The 20,224-nt window shown below is 50.1% G+C and carries 15 protein-coding genes; all 15 read right to left on the bottom strand.

Annotation, left to right across the window (positions count from 1 at the left end):
• Positions 1-40: 40 nt before the first annotated feature.
• Positions 41-874, bottom strand: a complete 834-nt coding sequence (locus KJS69_RS05530) for a sugar ABC transporter permease (RefSeq protein WP_213582390.1) — start codon at positions 872-874, stop codon at positions 41-43.
• A complete protein-coding gene (locus tag KJS69_RS05525) occupies positions 874-2,190 on the bottom strand; it encodes a sugar ABC transporter permease (RefSeq protein ID WP_213582388.1) in 1,317 nt (438 codons plus the stop codon). Before KJS69_RS05525 ends, KJS69_RS05530 begins: the two co-directional genes overlap by 1 nt.
• Before the next feature lie 13 nt (positions 2,191-2,203).
• On the bottom strand, positions 2,204-3,508 hold the full coding sequence (locus tag KJS69_RS05520; RefSeq protein WP_213582386.1) for a sugar ABC transporter substrate-binding protein: 1,305 nt from the start codon (positions 3,506-3,508) through the stop codon (positions 2,204-2,206).
• A gap of 410 nt (positions 3,509-3,918) precedes the next feature.
• Positions 3,919-4,218 carry a hypothetical protein gene (locus tag KJS69_RS05515; RefSeq protein ID WP_249730381.1) on the bottom strand — a complete coding sequence of 100 codons (300 nt, stop codon included), beginning with the start codon at positions 4,216-4,218 and terminating at the stop codon, positions 3,919-3,921.
• Entirely contained in the window at positions 4,215-5,516 is a 1,302-nt protein-coding gene (locus KJS69_RS05510; RefSeq protein WP_213582384.1) for an aspartate aminotransferase type Ic, read from the bottom strand. Before KJS69_RS05510 ends, KJS69_RS05515 begins: the two co-directional genes overlap by 4 nt.
• A 419-nt stretch (positions 5,517-5,935) precedes the next feature.
• Entirely contained in the window at positions 5,936-6,928 is a 993-nt protein-coding gene (locus KJS69_RS05505) for a small ribosomal subunit Rsm22 family protein (protein ID WP_213582382.1), read from the bottom strand.
• Positions 6,915-7,112: a hypothetical protein gene (locus KJS69_RS05500; RefSeq protein WP_213582380.1), complete on the bottom strand. Its 198-nt coding sequence runs from the start codon at positions 7,110-7,112 to the stop codon at positions 6,915-6,917. Before KJS69_RS05500 ends, KJS69_RS05505 begins: the two co-directional genes overlap by 14 nt.
• Before the next feature lie 293 nt (positions 7,113-7,405).
• A complete protein-coding gene (locus KJS69_RS05495; protein WP_213582378.1) occupies positions 7,406-8,344 on the bottom strand; it encodes a carbohydrate ABC transporter permease in 939 nt (312 codons plus the stop codon).
• Between the two features lie 51 nt (positions 8,345-8,395).
• Complete coding sequence (locus KJS69_RS05490; protein ID WP_213582376.1) at positions 8,396-9,292, bottom strand: carbohydrate ABC transporter permease; 897 nt, start codon at positions 9,290-9,292, stop codon at positions 8,396-8,398.
• Positions 9,289-11,514, bottom strand: coding sequence for a DUF5696 domain-containing protein (locus tag KJS69_RS05485; RefSeq protein WP_249730406.1), 2,226 nt, complete (start codon positions 11,512-11,514; stop codon positions 9,289-9,291). Before KJS69_RS05485 ends, KJS69_RS05490 begins: the two co-directional genes overlap by 4 nt.
• Positions 11,515-11,541: 27 nt before the next feature.
• A complete protein-coding gene (locus KJS69_RS05480) occupies positions 11,542-13,590 on the bottom strand; it encodes a YIP1 family protein (RefSeq protein ID WP_213582372.1) in 2,049 nt (682 codons plus the stop codon).
• A 15-nt stretch (positions 13,591-13,605) separates the two neighbouring features.
• Entirely contained in the window at positions 13,606-14,499 is an 894-nt protein-coding gene (locus KJS69_RS05475; protein ID WP_213582370.1) for a carbohydrate ABC transporter permease, read from the bottom strand.
• A gap of 56 nt (positions 14,500-14,555) precedes the next feature.
• On the bottom strand, positions 14,556-15,509 hold the full coding sequence (locus KJS69_RS05470; RefSeq protein WP_213582368.1) for a carbohydrate ABC transporter permease: 954 nt from the start codon (positions 15,507-15,509) through the stop codon (positions 14,556-14,558).
• A gap of 73 nt (positions 15,510-15,582) precedes the next feature.
• Positions 15,583-18,564 carry an extracellular solute-binding protein gene (locus KJS69_RS05465; RefSeq protein ID WP_213582366.1) on the bottom strand — a complete coding sequence of 994 codons (2,982 nt, stop codon included), beginning with the start codon at positions 18,562-18,564 and terminating at the stop codon, positions 15,583-15,585.
• A gap of 21 nt (positions 18,565-18,585) precedes the next feature.
• Positions 18,586-19,914, bottom strand: a complete 1,329-nt coding sequence (locus KJS69_RS05460; RefSeq protein WP_213582364.1) for an ABC transporter substrate-binding protein — start codon at positions 19,912-19,914, stop codon at positions 18,586-18,588.
• Positions 19,915-20,224: the final 310 nt, after the last annotated feature.

Genomic DNA, 20,224 nt, shown 5'->3' with positions numbered 1-20,224 from the left:
ATTGTTGTGCTGCCTCTTTTCTGCCCCGTCATTTCTCCCATCAGCCTTTATCTGCACCCGATGCAAGCCCGCCAACCAAATATTTTTGGAAATACATATAAAGAATCGTAATAGGCAGCGCTACGAGCACGGCCCCGGCGGCGAATAAGGTAAAGCTGGAATTCGTTTCGTTGGCAACCATATTGTACAGTCCTTGAGCCAGCGTCATTTTGTCGTACGATCTTAATATAATTTGCGGCAAAATAAAATCCATGAACGGCGTAATAAAACTGTTCAGCGCCACAAAAGTTACGGCCGGCAGCGACAACGGCAAAATGATTTTGAAAAAAATGTCCTTATGGGTTGCTCCATCTAGAAAGGCCGCTTCCTCCAGACTGCGGGGGATGGTATCAAAGTGGCCTTTCATGACCCATGTTCCCATCGAAACCGCTCCGCCGGCATACACAACAATGATGCCAAGATGAGTGTCGAGCATTTTTAACTGTAACAGCAGAACAAAAATCGCCATAATGGACAGGAAGCCCGGGAACATCTGCAAAATTAGCAGCACAATCAAGCCTAGTTTCCTGCCGGCGAACCGGAACCGGGAGAAAACATATGCCGTCAACGATACCAAAGCTGTCGATACAACCGCGCTTACGGCTGCGATCTTGATCGTGTTGCCGTACCATAGCATAAAATCGGTATTGCGGATCAATTCGGTGTAATGGCCGATCGTTGGATCGGAGGGAAACATGTTGCTGACCAGCAGCGTCGTCCCCGGATTCAGCGACGTTCCGACAACCCAAAGCATCGGATAAAAGATTGCGGCTAGCAGAATGGCAAAAACCGCATAAATACCGGCAACGACCAGTTTATTTTTCAGCATGGACATCAGACCAAATCCTCTTCTCGTATTGACTTCATTCGCCTGTAATTCCAGATGGAAAAGGCTGCGATGAACAAAAACATCAGGATGGATACCGCCGAAGCCATGTTGAACTGACTCTGATTTAACGTCATCTTAAAGATCCACGAAATCAAAATATCGGTGCTCCCCGCATAATAATAATCAGGATTGTTCGGCTGCCCGTCCGTCAGTAAATAAATCAGGTTGAAGTTATTGAAGTTAAAAGCAAACTGCATAATGAGAATCGGCGCCGTAGCTGTCAGTACAAGCGGCAGCGTAATGCCGAAAAACTTGTGCCGCCCGGAGGCTCCGTCCACCTCGGCCGCTTCGTACAAATCGCGAGGCAGCGTCGTTAATACACCCGACATCAGCGCCATCAGAAACGGAGTCGAGAACCATAAGTTGACGAGCAAAATCGACAGCTTCGCCATCATCGGGTCGGACAGCCAAGGTACGGGTGAGATGCCGAGCTTTGCCAGCATGTCATTAATAGGACCAAACGATCCGTTAAGCAACACCCGGAACGTAAGAATCGCAATAAATTGCGGTACCGCCCACGGCAGGATGAACACGGTTCTCCAGAACCGCTTGAAGCGGATACCCGGATGGTTAACCATCATTGCCAGCAGCAGGCCGCCGAAGAAGGTCGTACCGGTCGAAGCTGCCGCCCAGACGATATTCCAGATAGTTATGCCGAAAAATGTTGACCGCCATGCCTCTTGGGTAAACAAATCGGCAAACGTCCGGAGGCCGACCCAGTCGACCAGCGACCGGTCCGGAATGTGCGCCGGCGCCGAATAATTCGTGAAAGCGATGAGCACGTTGAACACCAGCGGGATGACCGTAACGAACAGTGCGAAACCGGCGGCTGGCAGCAGCAGCAAATAAGGCAGGTGCCGGAACTTCGCTTTTTTGAACGAATCGAGTATCCCCGGAATGCGGGCCCCTTCGTCCCTAAGCTCCCCATTTTTGCGTGCATCCACAATATTTAATACGTAGAAGCCCAGGAAGAGCAGGACAATAACCAGCGTAATGAGACCGTTGATGAGCAGAAAGATGGAGTGATCTCCTTGAACGATTTTCCCGCCGATAATTCGGGTAGGCGTTTCCCCCAGTGTTAACAGACCTAAGATGCCTTTGCTGGCTATCGGATAATAGTTCCAGAAAAACAGCTGCGTCATCATCATGAACAAGAGCCCTTTGACGTACTGTCTATTATAGAGCTGGCCTAGTCCGATGAAGACCGCGGAGCATATCGCGGCTTTCGTGCGGTATCGTAAAGCGCCTTGATTGGAGTACATACGTTAATCCGCCTTATTTCGTCGTCTTGATTGCTGTTTTAATTTGATCGACCGCGCTGTTCAAAACAGCGGCCGGATCTTGATTGTCATTCCATAAGCTGGCGAGCGCAGTGCCTGCCGGCACCCACACATTGCCCATTTCCGGAATGGACGGCATCGGGGTGGAGTGCTTCGCTTGCTCCAGGAACGCGGCAGCGTTGACGTCCTTCGTGATGACCGGATCGTCCATCAAATCATTTCTCGGAGGAAGTTGCTTTGTCATTTCGAATCGTTTGAGCAAATTAGCCTTGTTTGTCGCGTAGCTCGCAAACAATTTGGCCGCGGCGGGATATTTTGTATACGAATTTACGTACAGCCCGCGTATGCCTGAGAAGCTGACCGGATGCTGTCCGTACGGCAGCAGCGGCAGTGGCGCAACGCCGTATTCAAAATTTGCTTCGGTCAAGCTGGATTGCAGCCACGGTCCGTTAATGACGGCTGCCGTCTTCCCTTCCTGGAAAAAACCCGTAATGATATTGTCGTTAATGTCGTTTGTGTTTACAGGTAGTATTTGTTTGAGCGATTGCAAATATTTGGCTCCTTCGACCGATTGCTCATTGTTTAATCCGATGTTGCTTGGATCGCTGCCATTGTTCCCGAACACATAACCCCCATATCCGGCAAGAAACGAATACGACTGGTACAATTGGCCGACGTTCCACATAAACGCATACTTCTTGTTTTTCGGATCGTTGTACGTTGCCGCGAACTTAACAATGTCCTCGTACGTTTTCGGAGCCTCCGGCATGAGGCTTTTGTTGTAGAACAACGCATACGTATCGATTGCCGTCGGAAATCCGTATAACGTGCCTTGGTTGCTGACCCCTTCGATCGCCGATGCCATAAATTCGTCTTTCACTTTTTCGTCGTACACATCATTTTCCAGTACGAGCCCTGCCATAATGGCATTGCCCAGCTGATCGTGTGGAGCGGAGAACACATCGGCGCCGATTCCGGCCGGTCCGTCCGTTGTCAGCTTCTTCACAGAATCGATTGCGGGAACCGCATCTACCTTTACTTGGACCCCGTATTCCTTCTGGAACTGTTCTGCGACCGCTTTCAAATAGTCCAGATCCTGCCCTTTCGATTCCCAAACAAGCAGCTGTGCGCCTTCTTCCGGCTTCAGCTCTCCTGGTTTGGCGGCCTCTCCTTGTTGACCACCCTGACCTTGTGCCGCTGGCGGACTCGTCTCGGTGCCGGCGTTCTTGCCGCATGCGCTCAAAACAGAAACCATGCAAAAAATAGAAAGAATGGTGCCGATGAACAGACGTTTAGACATGCTTAATCCCCCTTTTGAATCTCACTTAATCGTTTAAGCACTTATACGTTTAAGTGAATATTTGCAATTATCATAACTTGTATTAGAATTGATGTCAATGGAAATAATAGGGACGCTAACAGAAGAACATTTTCCCCCTAAGAAATCCAATATAGAACGCAACCCTCGCCAGGTTGCGTCGGATGTGTTATATGGTTGAGCCTGGGAGGCCCCTATTCCACTTCCCATGCCGGATTCCAAACTACAGAGAAATAAATGTAAAAAATAGAGTTCATTTTTATACCTTAATCGCATAAATGGCTTAAAAGGAAAATTAGGGTACAAATGTACTTATTTCGCCACGAAAGCCTCAATAATTTTCCTGCTGCATAAGCCCGCAAAAACACCTGCATCCAGGTGTTTTTGCGCTGCTAGCGGTCAGCTATCAGTTTTTTGTAAATCTCTATTAGTTTAATTGGCTTTTCTTTAACATAGTAAGTTTGGACTCCGCTCTTTGTATGCAAATAAAGAAAACCGATGACATCCTTCTCCCGATCTTTGATGAAATAAGAAATGTCGAAAACCGACTTTAACGGAATTCGCTCATTTCTGACTTGAATTTCGTTCTCAAAAAGCTTCATATCATAATAAATTTCCGTAATCATTTCTTCGGTGCCCTGGATTTCCCTCCGGACCTCTACACAGGCTTGAACCGCTAAAGCTTTCATCATGCACTATACTCTTCCTTATCCGACAAAAGCTTGTTAATGCCCACTATCTGGACGCACAGGCAAAGCACTTCAATGGCGGTCGTAAGCTCTTCCAATGACGGGTATGTAGGAGCGAGACGAATATTTCGGTCCCGCGGGTCGATGCCGTATGGATACGTGGCTCCCGCCTTAGTCAACACGACCCCTGCTTCTGCCGCCATCTCGACCACTGCTTTGGCACAGCCGTCCATCGTGTTCAAGCTAATAAAATACCCTCCGTTCGGTTGGCTCCAGGAGGCCATCTGCCGATCTCCTAATTCGGCCTCGAGTATGCTCAATACGCGTTCAAATTTAGGACGGATAATGGCGGCATGCTTTCTCATATGCTCCTGAATCCCATCCATGCTTTTGAAAAAACGAACATGCCGCAGCTGGTTAATCTTATCCGGGCCGATTGTTTGCACGGAAAGCTGTTTGAGGATAAAGTCGACATTGGATTCACTCGCTGCCATCATAGCTACGCCCGCTCCAGAGAAACTAATCTTCGATGTCGAGCTGAACTGAAACACACGGTTCGGATTCCCCGCCTCTTTGCAGGCTGCTAAAATATTTTTCAGCGAATCAGGCTCTTCTGTTAAATGATGGACGGCATAAGCGTCATCCCAAAAAATTCTAAAATCTTCTGCTTTCGTTGGCATGGAGGCCAGTCGATCCACCACTTCATCCGAATAAGTGATTCCCTGCGGATTGCTGTACTTGGGAACGCACCAAATCCCTTTAATGGCTTCGTCTTCGCGGACCAGCTTTTCCACAATTTCCATATCCGGCCCATCATCCAACATATCGACAGTTATCATCTCGATATGGAAAAGCTCACAAATGGCAAAATGCCGATCATACCCCGGGGTTGGAGCTATAAATTTAACAACTGGAAGCTTTCCCCATGGGATAAGGCTGCCGTAAACACCGTGAAACATAGCTCTCGCTATCGTATCATGCATCATGCTGAGACTGGAATTTCCGCCTATGATCAATTCTCGTGTGCTGACTTCAAGCATTGGAGCGAACAATTCCTTGGCTTCGGGAATTCCGTCCAGACCGCCATAATTGCGGGTATCCATCCCGTTCTTCGCCTGAAAGCCGTCCTCGGGCCGAATCAGCTCCAGCATGCCGTTGGCAAGATCCAGCTGCTCCGGACAAGGCTTCCCTCTGGACATGTCCAGTCTCAGCTTCTGGCTTTTAAAGCGATTATATTGTTCCTGTAATTTCTGCCGGCGTTCTTTCAATTGGGCTGTACTTAACGTATGGATACTAGCCATTTGCCTTCCCCTCTTTCTTATTTTTCATCTTGCAAGAACTTCCGTCCATAGCTGCTTGGCAAACGATATTCCCGCCATCGTACCACTAATCCAGCACATAGCTCAAGGACTTCATGCCCCTCTTCATAGACTATATAAAATGTAACATGCTTTCATGAACCCAGTATAGACTAGGTTTGATTGGGGTTCCATGAGAATCGCCTATTGAGGTCCTTCGATGGTGAGCGTCTGCGTTTAAAGGTTGTTTTTACCACACCCAGAAGAGGCAGTTCCCGCAACGGGAACTGCCTCTTTCATGGAGCATCGGAATAATGGAGTCTGACTCTTTATGGCAACGATGCTGCTAAATCTGCAGGAACACGCGCAGGCAGACCACACCTTCGCTTAAATGAGCAGATACTCTCTAACTCGTACTCTGACTACTCCTGATCGTCCGGCTCCAATACTGCCGATCCCCAGCGAAGATTACGCGCCCTGCGAAACGGCTCACGATCCTTCCGGGTTACAACAGTATTCCTAAGTCCTTGCGGGGTACAAAGTTCGAGTCGAATTAACCCTGTGCGGACCTGAGGATGACGGATCACCCTTCCTTGAATCGGCGTACCGCTGCTTCGGGACATGCTGATGAAGGAAAATTTCTCATCCTCGTAGGCCAGCTCGCCCGCTTTGATCTGACGGTGAAGCCGGGAGCGGGATACTCTCGCAGCAAAATGACACCAATCCCGACCGGACATTGGACACGGCTTGTCATGAGGACAAGGAGCCGTTAGTTGCCCTCCTAAGTCCAGCAGTTGTTCCCGCGCTTGCCGGATACGGGTAAACCCTGCCGGTGTGCCCGGCTCGATTATCACTAAAGTATGAGAGGTTGTCTCCCAAAGTTTGCGAATGAAGGCCTCGCTATGGCTTGAAGGCATCTCTCCCAGTACATACGATGCGATCACCAGATCATGCGGAGTAAAGGCCCATTTCCCCCTTAGGTCGAACCTCCGCCAAGTTGCTTCCTGAACAGCGGAGAAGGAGGAATGAGCAGCCAACCGTTGGCCAAGGTCAATCATGTCTTCCTCGCGTTCAATAAGTGTAATCCGATTGATCAGCCGCGGCCATAAAGCGGCTGCAGCCCACATCGCCGTACCGGGTCCGGCCCCTACATCTAACACCGTATTCGGATGCCAGCCCGGAAGCCGGTCTTGAACCTGGCCGACTGCGGCATACACCGCAGCATATGTTGCCGGAAGCCGGAACGCTGCATAAGCAGCTACATCCTCTTGCGATTGCAGGAGCTTGCCGCCGCCCGGCGGCAAGCCGGCACGATAGCGTTCGGAGAGCTTTGCCGCAATAGCAGCAAGCTTCTTGGAGGATCGCGAAGCAAGCTCGGACTCCATAGCCTGCCGTAATTCTCTAGGAAGCTCCATGTCCGGCCCCCTCCATGCCAGGGCTTGTTCCTGAACAGACCGGTCTTGTCTTATCCAAGCCTATACGTTGAACCGATTGGACGGCAGTCCAAAGGGCGTCGACGGATTCGACGCCATGGTTAAAACTCTGCGACTGACAGCGGCTTCTCGCCGGCCGCACATTTACTTGCTTATGGTTGTCCAAATGGATACCCCTTCCAGATTCTGAGGGGGATCACGCAGTTTATAGGGCGAAGGATGCGGTTCCCCCTCTAATTGGCCCCTGAACGACATATACACTGCTAACCATAAACATCGCCTCCTATAAATAGTTCCTTCCAGCGTAGCATATCCAGCTTTTTTCACAAAGGGAAAGTATTGTTATCATTCATTCTTGACTGCTTTGTTAGCTGCTCTCTTGTCTATAGATGAGGACATTTCTCCACTCCATGGACTGTTAATCATATTGCCGACAATATAGTTTTCTATCTGTTCCGCTTAGCCTACAATTCCCGAGCGTTCGATACTCTTCATAAAGTATCTCTGGATTTCGAGATAGAGGATCAGGATGGGAAGAACGACCAGCATACAGCCTGCCATGATCGTAGCCTGATCTACGTTGGCGTTGGCGGTGCCGCCCGACATCGAGTTCAAGGATTGCCCGAGGAAAGGCAGCATCATCGGAAGCGTAAATTTGTCGCGGTCGACCAGGAAGATGGCCGGCTCGAAAAAATCGTTCCAGTGCCATACTACCGACAGAATGGTCGATACGAGCAGCGGCGGAATAGACACAGGCAGGACGATGCGGATGAAGGTTCGCAGTGATCCGCAACCATCTACGCGGGCCGCATCTTCCAGCTCATGGGGCAAACCGCGAAAAAATTGACGGAAAATGAAAATAAACAAGGCCCCGCGAAGACCATTAGCAAAAAAGCTTGGCACGACCATCGGCAGAATCGTATTAATCCAATTTAATTCTTTGTATTGAATAAACATAGGGACGATAATCGTTTGCGGCGGGACGATCATCGTAAACATGGCGAGAGCAAACCATATTTCTCTTCCCGGGAAACGGAAGCGGGCGAAGCCGTAACCGACGACCGCACAGGACAGCATTTGACCCGTGACGGTGAACAGTGTGAGCACGACTGTGTTTTTCAAATAGGGCAAGTAATTGAGCGCCGCATAGGCATCGAAATACCCTTGTAGACTAAACTGCTTCGGCAGCCAATACACCGTCGGATCCACAAGATCTCCCGGTGATTTAAACGAGGTCGTGATCATAAACAGAAACGGGTATAGAAAAACAAACGAGAGTCCGATTAGAAACAGGTAAATGAACAATCGGTAAATTCGGTATCCGATTCTCCACCTGCGAATTCTCTCTACGGACAAGGCCATCCTACGGCCCCGGGCACTCGTGCGAACAGTCTGCATGTTTAAACCTCCTTATGGCTTGCGGGGCGAGCCGGCTGGCTGGCATTCGCCTCATCGGTCGCCGGCGTAAAACACCCTTTTGCGGGTTAAGGCAAAAATCAGCACGATGAGCAGAAACACGAGCAGAAAATAGATCCATCCCAGCGCCGCGGCATAGCCGAACTCGATATTGGTGAAAGCGACCCTCTGTATATAGCGCATAACGTTGTTACGCATATCTGTGAACGAGTCCACCAGCGTAAAAATGCCGTTGAGCAGAAGAACTGGAGTCATTAGCGGGAACGTAATTTTCCAAAACATTTCCCATGGGGTGGCGCCGTCGCATTTGGCAGATTCGTAGAGTGAATCCGAGATGCCCTGCAGCCCGGCCAAAAAGAGCAGAATTTGGATGCCCGTCTTCCAGAAAATAATCGTTAACCTTCCCATTATGTCAGATAGCGTTCCTACTAAATCTTGAGGCAAGTACATGGCGATAGCCCCGGGAACCGCCAGCCCGTTGGCAACACCCTCGCGCATCATTTCCGTCGGATCCTTCACCGCATCCAGTCCCCCAATGCCTTGACCGAGCAGTTGCTGCATCACAAAGCCCGATCCGATAATGACTGGCAGGAAAAAGGCCCCGCGGAAGAACATTCGGCCCACGGTCTCCTGATTTAACAAAGTGGCGATGAAGAAAGAAAACACGAGAATAAGCGGAATCTCAATAATCGCGTCTTGGATCGCGTTGTAAAAAAACGGGATAAACTGCGTATCCTTCAAGATCGCTTTGGAATAATTGTCCCATCCGACGAAGGTCATTTGCATGTCGGCCACCGCATGGATTTCGCGAAAGCTCATATACAGGGATTTGACCAACGGAAAAACGAGGAAGGCGATAAAGCCGACTAACCAAGGAGAAATAAAGAGAAATCCGCTAACCATCTTTCTTCTTTCCAAACCGAGCTTCATTCCCGCACCTCCTTAACCAATACGGCGTAATCCAGCGGCTTAACCTGCGTTCCTTCCACCTCATAAGGAATAGAGCCATAATTAACGATTACTCTCGTCCCGTCCTCATAAGTCGTCTCATACACATCCCGCTCCAGCTTGCGATGAGAGGTCATCGCGAGCTTCCAGGTGAATCCGAGCCTCTCGTTCATCTCTTTGTATTGCTCAACGATCACAGGCGACCATTGCTCGAATGCGGAGCTAAACAGCTTCCGGTATTCGGTGTAACGAAGCTCATCCGGCTCATGCCAGGTTAATTCATAGAACGGCATGCTGCCGTATTCCACCCATTTCAATAACCCCTTCGATTGGTCGTAATGGATATTGAGCGGAATATTCCCGCTGTATGGAATGTAACCGTGAACAATCATCGGGTAAAAAGGTACGGCTTCGTCCGTGAACACGTATCTGGAATCCTCAAGCGGAAGATCCGATATGCGGTCGACCCGATTAAGAACATATTGATTTCCACCCTGAACCGCCGCTTTACCGTTCATCTCACGCGATTCCTGCAGCATAGAGAGCCATTGCTCGACCGTTTCTTTGCGCGTCGACGGATTCCATTCACTGTGATCCGCAAGAGCTACGGCTCCATACCCTGCAAAATCGATACCAGCTGCGCCGTAGCCGGCCAATGTCTGCTTTTGACTGGACCTGAACCGGCTTGCGGCCGTTGCCGCATTCAGCAGCAACGAATCTCCGTAATAATTTTGCAGCGGCAGCTTGCTGGGGTCCTTCATGACCGCCGTCATTTTCTTGAAACCAAGATTTTTTGAATTCGCATCCATATTGTTGAAATTCAGAAACAGATCGATTCCACTCTCTTTGGCCGAACGGGTAAGCTTTATCAGCTTAGAGACCCCACCCAGTTCGGCAGCCGCAGAGGCCTGATCCGGATAGTCGCCATATCCCCCTCTCATCCAGCCTTTTATAATAACGCTCATCTCTTCCACTCCGGCTGCATTCAGCTCCTGAATGATGTGTTCCGCTTGCTCAAAGCTTGTCGCCTGCACGAACCGGTCCTTCAGTACGCGCTCCTCCTTTATCCCCATAAACAGAGTAAGCGCGAGGGGGAGCGTCTGAGCCTCATCTATGATTTTGTGCAGCTTCCCTGCCTGGAGAAGATATTCCCGATAGGCGCCCGCCATACCTGAATAGTCCGAATACTCTTGTGGCAAAAAATGATAGACCATCCGATGATCGAAGGCCCTTATTTCAGACTCCACTCGTCTGGCGGACTCCCCTCTGCGGATGGCTGCAGAGTATTCGCGCCGGTAGAGGAATTCCGCGGAAGCCCGGTTCACATTAACGAGGTATCCGCTCGGAGAGTAGTGGAGCCGCGACTCATACTCCCCTTCCGTAATATAGGCCACTAAGCCGCGTCCGTTCTTATGAATACCGAACACTGGCAAATAAGCGTTCTCCGCCCGCTGTCCGTTCTTCCCGAAAATATCTTCCGAGCCGTATACAAGGGCTGAATACCTCTCCCTGTACTGCGGATGGCTCGTTTTAAAATAAGAGATCGCCCCGCTGCCATCCGGGTAGAATATATAGCCTTCGTCCAGATCTGTTCCCGCTGCCAGATTGGGGACGGGTTCGATGGAAACGAGCGCGTAATTTCCTTCCTCCTTAATTTCCGAAACCGGAACATAGACGACGAGCCGGTTATCGTCCAGAGTGAATTGAATCGTAAATTGTAAGCTGAGTTGATCAAACCGGTAAGTAACGCTTATTCCGTCCGTAACCGCTGCCTTTTCGATATGAGGAAAGCTGGAAATCAGGTTCGAAGTAACCACTTCGTGGGTGGGACGGCCAATATCGGCATAGGAGAAGTTAAACGGCGATTTCAGGCTGTCCTTAAGCAATTGGCTCCCGCCTGCCGCCTCATCGGAAACATCGGAAGCGGACGCCCATACCGTTCCCGTGTCCTTATCCTCTACGGCGATGGAGGAGGTAACCGGTTCAAAATAAAGCGCTAATCTCCCGTTATCCGCGACTTTTTCATAGACGGAAAGATCGTTCAACTTCTCCAAAATCGCTCTTGGAAATTCGGCGTTCGCCTGGCCAGCCCCTTCCCCCATCACTCCTTGTTCGACCGCATAATTCTCAAGAACATATATAAAAAAGATCATGAGCCCGAGCACCAAGGCCCAGGAGATTGATCGCAGCACACGTCGAGGCATCAAGCTTTCCCCTCCTTTCCTGCTGTCTTACTGGCTTCGGATGTAAATCTCAAGAAATAATTCCTTAATAAATTTGAAAATATGGTTCAAAAGCACATAGAACAAAATAGCAGCGACCAATAACGCAAGCATAGTAAACAGGGTAACCAGTATTACCCAGATTGTTTTGGCAAATGAATAATCATTCATCTCTTTGAGCTGAATCAGAAACATCCATCCTGTCCAAATCCATACGCATACCCGGACCCCTTCGAAAATAGCTTGTTCATCCAAGGTTAGAATGCCGCTCAGCAGCGTGGACAGTACTATCCCGATAATCAGAGGGATCATTGCATAAGCGGAAGCGACAGCGATTTGCTTAAGCTTCGATTCCCCGTCCATGATCGAAGTAATCGCCCAAGCAGATACAACCCAAGCGGCAAAGGGCACAACCATTTGTGACGTTTCCAGCCACAAATTGGCGAATTCCGGACGCGTGCCGGCAAAGTGAAAGCTTGTAAAGTAAATTTCAATAAAACGGGCAGCAACAAGCATAAGAATAAGGACAATGGCTGGAGTCCACCGCGGACGGCTCTGGATACGAGCGAATGCTTCGGATGGCGCAAACAGCACCATCACGGCATGATCCAACGACGGTATCCAAGAAGAGGAGATGTTTACCTTCCTGACAAAGCGCTCAAGCCGGATAACAGAGACGTACAATCCAACCGCGATTAAGCCCGCTGCAAGCAGGACCCATCCGAATTGCCGCCTCATCAGATCGTGTCGGTACTCCTGAAAGGCTTTGGAATAATTTGCTTTGTCCTCTCCCAAACGGAAATGCTTCATCGCCTCCTTCCATTCTCCCTGCTTGTAGAGCGCCTTTCCTACTCCCCGGTGCGCCAGGTTGTAATTGGAATGAATCGCCAGCACCTGCTGCCAGGGCAGCATCGCTTCTTCGTATCTGCCTTCGTGAAATAGCCGGCTTCCTTCCTGAACCAGGCTTGCGAAATGGTTAGCGCGAAAGACTTGAATATCACCCCGGGCCCGGTCCAACACATACAACAGACCTTCGGAATCAACGTCGATGCCGACCGGCTCCTGGAAGAAGCCTGTTTGGGCTCCTCTACCTCCAAATACAAGCAGATTATTGCCCTCCTGATCATATTGGTAAACCTTCCGCTGGTTTGAATCTACCACGCTCAGAATACCGCCGGCATCGACGGCTGCATCCACCAGATTGGCTGAAGTATAAATACCGTTCTTTCCGCTGTATTCTCCATATCTGGCGGATGGGTACATATTAATGCCGACGAAGTTGAACTGCTTTATTTCATCTGAAGCCGTATTTTCGATCACCGTATACAGATGTCCCTCCAGCGGATCGATCGTAACGTTCCGGTGATTGGGCGGCACTTTTTTACCCAATGCCTCCCTCTGTTCTCTCGTTGCGAACTCCCGCAAAATCCAATCCCGAAGATTAAAATTCAGCTTGTTCGGGGCAATATACCCTTGGAAGCGATTGGTGCCGTCGATCACCATCAGCCCGTGGTAATCGTTGCCGCTTTGCACGTACAGGTTTCCGCCTTTATCGATGACGAGCTTCATTGGCATAAATGGAAAGTCCGGATCGATCAGCTCTGATTCGGGCGCAACAAATTGCTCGACAAGTTCGCCCTCCGGCGACAAATGAACGATTCTGGCATTGCCCGAATCCGCGATATAGATGTCCCCGTCATTCTCTACGAACACACCTCTCGGTGTCATCAGCTCAAGTCCATCTTCTTTCGTGCCGAAGACCCGCAGTATGCTGCCGAACTTATCCATCATTACCACCCGGTTGTTGTCCGTATCTGCAATGTATAACCGATCGGCGGCATCGATGAACAAATCCTCCGGATTTTTCAGCATTCCATAATGATAATCTCCGATGAGCACCCGTTCTACCGAATAGCCGAGAGGGGAAGGGATCTTATAACCTTCCTTGTCGATCACATAGCTTTCCGCCGGATCGGCCAAGACAGGAGAGCCTCCTGTCCACCCGAGTACGATGAAGCCGAGCGCGATTATTCCGATCCTTTGAATCCACGATTTCACCCAATCCCTCCTCTGCTAAGACTTGATACCGGAATGCGCCATCGTGTCCATAACCTGCCGCTGCAGAATGATGAACAGAAGAATGGTCGGGATGGTCGTGACGAATGCCCCGGCAGCCGCAGCCCCCATCCGGCCAACGGTGCCGTTAGACACGCCCGCCATAGCCAATGGAAGAGTCTTCATCGCTTCACTGGTCGTATAAATCAACGGAGTGAAAAAATCGTTCCAATTGGCGATAAACGTAAAGATCACAACGGTGATCCAGGCCGGCTTAACAATCGGCATAACGATTTTCCAGAACGTCGTCCATTCGTTCGTCCCATCCACTCTTGCCGCCTCCAGCGTCGCTTCGGGCACTTGATCAATGAATTGCTTCATTAGGAAAAAATTGTACGGAACGGCCAGCTTCGGCAATATAAGGGCCCAATAGCTGTCAATCAAATTCAGGTTAGAGATGACGAAATAGGTCGGAATTTGCGTCACCTGAGGTGAAAACATTAGAGCGGATATAATTAACGCGAACAACAGACCGCTTCCCGGCAATTTATACTTGGATACAATGAAGGCGCCCATAGAACAGATAATGACACTGCCCATAACGGTCGCCACTGTCGTTAATACGCTGTTAAAAACATAGCGGGTGAACGGCACCAGCATACCGTCCGTGGCGATGAACAGGTCGCTGAAATTTTTGAAAGTCGGCTTCATAACGAAGAAGCGCGGAGGATACATAAACAACTCGTCAAGAGGCTTGAAAGCGGTAGAAATGACATAGACGATTGGAGCAGAGGTCAAGAGGACGAGCACCAGCATGACCAGATGCAAGATCATCTGCCTGGGTTGGATCAATCGAGCCCGGCGAATCATTCGCCACAGAGGCTTGACCAGTTGATCGGTTAGTGCCGACAAAGCAGGTTCCCTCCTTTCTATTCATCTACTGCAAAGTGCAGTAAATCGATCATTATCTACTGATCCTTAGAGGATAGCAGACGCATGCAGATTCGCCCGAGAGTGAGCGTGAACAGAAACAACACCACGGCAATCGCCGAGGAATAGCCCAGATCAAAACGGATAAAAGCATAGTCATACAAATGGGCTACAATTGTATGAGCCGCATAGTTCGGGCTCGGCATGCCGGCCAACACTGTGGCGATATCGAAGACGGCAAAGGAACTGACAATGGCGTTCACGGCTCCGAACAATAATTGAGGCTTCATCATCGGCAGCGTTAGCAGCCACATCTCTTGAAACCTGCTGCGAATTCCGTCGATCGCTCCCGCTTCGTAAATATCGGTCGGCACATTACGCAAGCCGGCGAGGAAGACGAGGAAGCCCGCGCCCATACTCATCCAGAGGGATACAAACATGATGACGTACAGCATCGTATCCGGATTGCCGAGCCAGATGATCGGGCGTTCCAGCATCCCGTTATGGATAAGCAGATTGTTGATTAAACCGTACCGGTCTCCGGAAAACACATAGAGCCAGACGACCGATAAAGCGACGGAGCTGGTAATCGACGGCGCGTAAAAAGCAAGAGCGAAGCCATTGCTGAATCTCAAATTATTGATGATCCAGGCGAAAAAGAAGGATAGAAAATAACTGAGCGGACCGGTGACGACAGCAAAAGCAAGAGTGTTTTTCACCGCCGTCAAAAAAATATCATCCTCCAGAAATAGCAGCTTGTAGTTGGTTAACCCGACCCAGTGCGCTGGCTGCAGCATGTTGTAGTAGGCAAAGCTTAATCCGATCGACCATAGTACCGGCACAACAACAAAGAGAGTGAAGAGCAGAACAAAAGGAGCGAGCATCAAGTATTGCAGTTTATGCCTATGTAAGTGCGCGAATCCGAATCTGCCCAGCTCCCTTTTTTCGGAAATAAGAGCGCGTTCTTTGGCTGTTGCGGTTTTTCCCGTCATCCGATTCCTCCTTCCTATCACCGGCCGACTGGCAGCGAAGACTTATTCGCTTAGCATAAAGAACTCTTGCGACTTAGTCATGAGAGGAATGAACGCCATATTCCTCCTGCTTCGCCTTCAGCTCCCGGTTTATATCTTTGACTGCCTGCTCCAGCGATTCCCGCGGATTCATACCAGACATTACAACCCGGTTCCAGGCGTTGGTCAAATGACGGTTCGTGAAGTAGCCGCCCAGAACGACCGGGGGCTCCTTGAACCATCTCCACTGCTCCTGGAAGGTCAATAAGTCTTCTTGCGGCCAAGGCAGCTCCTCGAACGCTTCGACATTGGCGCTGTTCCATCTTGCTTCAACACCAAGCAGCGACTCCAGCTCTTGTCCGAATCTCTGCTGCGTCTCCTTGCTCATCCACCATTTCAGAAACTGCCACGCTTCATTCGGATGCTCCGATTGCCGGAAGATAACCGCCGCGTTCAATGCCCCTCCGGCCGAACGATCTACCGTCCCGTTAAGCTGCTTCCTGCCGGGCGCCGGTGCGATTCCCCAGCGTCCCGCCAATTCCGGAGCCGCCGTGGATAGAAGCACATAGTGCTGATAGCCGGCCAGACCTATCGGCATTTCACCAGAGCGCATTCGATTGAAAAAATCGGCTTGAATCGGAATCCGGTAATTCGTGTACAAATCGGTCCATTCTTTGAATGCGCGATAAGCTTCCCCGGAAGACAAGCCTGATTCGGTTCTTTCCTCGTTGTAGAAGTTGCCTCCGTGCTGATACAGGAACGGATCGATCACTGGCGGAACGTAGGCATTCATTCCATTTCTTTGGAGAATGGGCAAGATTTGATATAGATCCTCCCACGTATCGGGAATGCCTAAATTCAGTTCGGCCAGGATATCCTTTCGAAAGATCAGTATGTTAAAATCTTGCGTTTCCGGCAAGGCATAGTCGCCCCCGTTATAATGAAACGGAATTAAGGCGCCGGGCAGAAACCATTGTGAAACTTCTTCGTAATCAGCGAATTGATTAAGGTTGACTACGGCATCTCGAATGGCGAACTCAACCGGCAGCAGCCCGTCTACACTGACAGCTACGTCTGGCGCTTTGCCAGAGCTTGCGGCCAGCAGCAATGTATTCACTCCCCCCACGGCAAGCTGGCCTGCCGGAATTGTATTCATGTTGACGGAGATTCCGGTTTCAGGGGTGAAGGCTTCGTCCGCCAAATCTTTGATCAGCTCCGCCCATTCCCTGCCATTGCCGACCCATACGTCAATAACGACGGTATCTTCGCCCTCTTCTCCTACAGCAAAGGCATCTCCGATGCTGTTGTAATCTTTGGTGAACGAATTCAAGAAGTTTTGGAATGTTGAGAGCGATCGCTGGAAAACGTTGGACATAGCCTTCGGCCATGCCGTGTCGGAAGAAGCAATGATCAGGTAATCGACCACGAGAGGGGCTTCCTTCAAGCTCAACAACCAATTCCCGAGCTGTGCCTGACTGTTTGTCATATCTTCCAACTGTGCCGGGATACTGTCAGGGTTGCGAATCATTCGCTCGAATTGATCTTCGATCATTTTCAAGCTTTGCACAATCGCCGGATTTTTGCCGGACAATTGCTGAATTTCGTTCACCTGGAACCGAAGCTGCTCGGTAATCGCAGACAAATCATCAAGCAGATTTGGAATTCGCCGATCCAGATCGTAACGGTAATTGAGATCGGGCTTCGTCCCGGTCACCAGAATAATCTTGCGATTGAGATCCGAAATCTGACGGATCGTCTCCATCAGTGATTGCAGAACTTCCCGGTAAGGACCCAATTGGACCGTCATCCGTATCGTATGCTCGCCCTCCTCAAGGAAAAACAAGTAATCCTCTTCGCCATCGCCTAGTCGCTCGATTCTCCAGTGTTTGTCATAGGGAAACGCAAATTCCGCGAGCTCTTGGAATGGGACTCGGCCATCCAGCTCGATTTTACGATAACCGGGCAAGCCATCCCCCCACCATTGACCCGCTTTGATGCCAATTTTGTACAGCCCGGATTGGGGCACCGTGAAGGACCAGGCGATCGACTGTCCACCCTTGCGCCAGCGATAATCACCGATGACATTCAAACGGATGTTTCCTTCCGCGGCCGGCTCTGCCAGAGGATCGGAGTTCGTCTCCCTGCGGATGGTCGGATCGGTTTTATAGCGGGCCTGCTCCGCCTGAATTTTAATTTCTACATTCTCCGTCCGGGAGTAGCCTTTCGCTTCGTATTGCCGCTTTATGTCGGCATATTCCGGTGGATCCTCGGGGGGAATCAGCGAAATTTGAGATAAAGCGATCGGCTCCTTGATCATTTCCATTCTCAGAGTGTGCTTTCCCGGTTCCAGGTAAAAACGGAACGGCTCGGAATGCTTGCCTTCATTATCGCTCAAGCGAACCGTCTCCCAGTGTGGGGCTTCTATCTGCCTCGGCCGGACATCGTCTCCCTTGCGGTTGCGGACCGGTTCTGCGGCGTCTTGCCAAAATCGATAGAAGGACAAACGCTGGGCTTCGTTGAAGGGAAACTGCCGATCCATTTTCAAGCTGCGGTCTATCGTCGATCTTTTGCCTTCTATCGGATAATAAGTCACCTCAATTTGATAAAATCCTCTCTTCTCGATCTCCGCTGTCCATTCGATCCAAGCCGTCTCCTCGTGCCAGATCAGGACGGGCTCGGGACTTCCCCCTATACCCGTCTTAACTTGCGGCGCTTTCCCGGCGTCGTCTCCATACCTGCTGTATTGAACGGCGGGAATATCGATTCTTGTGCCGCTCGCATCTTCTTTTCCTTCCTCCCGCTGCTTACGGATGACAGCAGCATAGACAGGCAACTGATCCTCGGAGTAGGAGGTAAATTCAATGGGCTTAAGTTGAAGGGCATCTTTATACTTATCCGCCAGCTTCTGTGAAGCGCCAATGTCCTTGGACGGCACCGCCGATATTAACAAAACCAGGCTGACTATGACCGCCCATGATGCCCGTCGCCGAAAAATGGATTTATTCTCCCTACCCGGTAGCTTGCGATTATCCTTCATAGCTTGGCTGCGGACCCCCCATTACTTCTTATACTTTTCCAGAATCGGCTTCATTTTGTCCGCAATTTGCTTGCCGGCCACCTCCGGAGTCAGGTTACCATTGAGCACTTCTGTATAAGCAGCACCAATTTCATTCCTATACTGCGGCGTGAAGGGCATGGATGGAAATGTAAACAGATTGGGATTTTTGGAAGCTTCCAAATATTCTTTAAAGCCGGGAACTCCAGCGAAGGCTTCACTGTCAATAGATTTGAGCACCGGGGGCAGATTGCCTATGCCGGCATTGAATTCGGCCGTGTTATCCGGTTCCAGGAACCACCGGATAAATTCCCAAGCCTCCTCCGGATGTTTGGCTCCTTTAGGGATATAAAACGTGCTGGTGTTAACGGAAACAGAGCCTTGTTTATCCGGATGATTCTCGTCGTAGGGTAGAGGGGCAATGCCATAGCTGAAATTCGGCGGTGCGAACCGCTTGATAAAGCTTGGAACCCATTCCCCTGCGATCATCATCGCGTATTTCCCTGTGAAGAAGGGATCGTCCACCGTATTGGGCGTTCCCAGCGAGTTTAAGAAAGGACTGAGCTTCTCATTGCCCCCGGCCTTCTTCCACAAACTTACGTTATACTTCATTGCTTGCAGAAAACCGGGGTCCTGCGGAGTGATTTCATTATTCTCTTCATCATAGAAGCGCCCGCCGAAAAGATAAGCAAAATCATAGATCGGCAGATTCGGATTAATAGCGAGACGCTTGATTTCGCCGTTCGCTTCAATCTTGTTCAGCTTATCGAAATATTCGGCAAGCTGCTGAACTGTCTCAGGCGGCTTGTCGTAACCGGCCTCAGCCAACAGATCTTTATTGTAAAGCAGCATCGAGATATGCATGGCCACGGGCAATGCATAGGTGACTCCATCATATTGGTTCTGCTCAAGAGCGCCATTAACAAAATCCGTCGCGGCTACCCCGCTCTTCTTCATATAATCATCCAGCGGCGTCATGGCACCGTCCACACCATAGGGGACACTATTGCTTCCAAACTGGGAGGCCACGTCCGGGGGACTGCCAGCCGTAATAGCGGTAAGCTGCTTGCTGTAATCGGCTTCTAACGTTCCTTTGACGATTATACGGTCCTGACTGGCGTTAAATTTGTCAATCAGCTTCTTGATGACCTGCTCTTCCGGTCCTCCCCAGCCGTACCAGAAGCTGATTTCGACCTTATCCTTCCCTTTATCCCCCGTATCTTGGTCTTTTCCCGATGGCCCCGGCCCGGTCTGTCCGCCCGAACAGCCCGCCAATAAAGATACAGCCAATATGGCCGCAGCACCTAGCGATCCCACCGATTTTCGTTCCATTTCTATTCCTCCCCGCCTTAGATTTTCATCCATTAGGTTACGCGAGCCCTTCTTTATCACGTTCTCTCCGGGAGCCTGTTCTCCCCGCATACGTGGTGCTGTAATGTGAGGATGGTCAGTTCAAGCGCTTACAAAGTTGCGGTTTCACATCTCCTTCACCCTCACTGCCTGCTTAATTCAGGCTCGTTCCGATTCATTCAATTTTTAAAACTGATTCCCCCCCCTTTTATGCAACCGTTCTCTATGCTGTACAGGACGTTAAACTTTTGTTGAGCTGGTTTTCTTCACCCATTATACGGCAAGGAAAAAA

Source organism: Paenibacillus sp. J2TS4 (genome assembly GCF_018403245.1).
In the GTDB taxonomy this organism is placed as follows: Bacteria; Bacillota; Bacilli; order Paenibacillales; family NBRC-103111; genus Paenibacillus_L.
This window is presented reverse-complemented; position numbering and strand designations above follow the sequence as displayed.

Coding starts and splice junctions, on each gene's coding strand:
- KJS69_RS05465 (WP_213582366.1), bottom strand. CDS start 18,564: ATGAAGGATAATCGCAAGCTACCGGGTAGGGAGAATAAATCCATTTTT.
- KJS69_RS05470 (WP_213582368.1), bottom strand. CDS start 15,509: ATGACGGGAAAAACCGCAACAGCCAAAGAACGCGCTCTTATTTCCGAA.
- KJS69_RS05495 (WP_213582378.1), bottom strand. CDS start 8,344: ATGCAGACTGTTCGCACGAGTGCCCGGGGCCGTAGGATGGCCTTGTCC.
- KJS69_RS05515 (WP_249730381.1), bottom strand. CDS start 4,218: ATGATGAAAGCTTTAGCGGTTCAAGCCTGTGTAGAGGTCCGGAGGGAA.
- KJS69_RS05525 (WP_213582388.1), bottom strand. CDS start 2,190: ATGTACTCCAATCAAGGCGCTTTACGATACCGCACGAAAGCCGCGATA.
- KJS69_RS05460 (WP_213582364.1), bottom strand. CDS start 19,914: ATGGAACGAAAATCGGTGGGATCGCTAGGTGCTGCGGCCATATTGGCT.
- KJS69_RS05530 (WP_213582390.1), bottom strand. CDS start 874: ATGTCCATGCTGAAAAATAAACTGGTCGTTGCCGGTATTTATGCGGTT.
- KJS69_RS05485 (WP_249730406.1), bottom strand. CDS start 11,514: ATGCCTCGACGTGTGCTGCGATCAATCTCCTGGGCCTTGGTGCTCGGG.
- KJS69_RS05510 (WP_213582384.1), bottom strand. CDS start 5,516: ATGGCTAGTATCCATACGTTAAGTACAGCCCAATTGAAAGAACGCCGG.
- KJS69_RS05520 (WP_213582386.1), bottom strand. CDS start 3,508: ATGTCTAAACGTCTGTTCATCGGCACCATTCTTTCTATTTTTTGCATG.
- KJS69_RS05505 (WP_213582382.1), bottom strand. CDS start 6,928: ATGGAGCTTCCTAGAGAATTACGGCAGGCTATGGAGTCCGAGCTTGCT.
- KJS69_RS05490 (WP_213582376.1), bottom strand. CDS start 9,292: ATGAAGCTCGGTTTGGAAAGAAGAAAGATGGTTAGCGGATTTCTCTTT.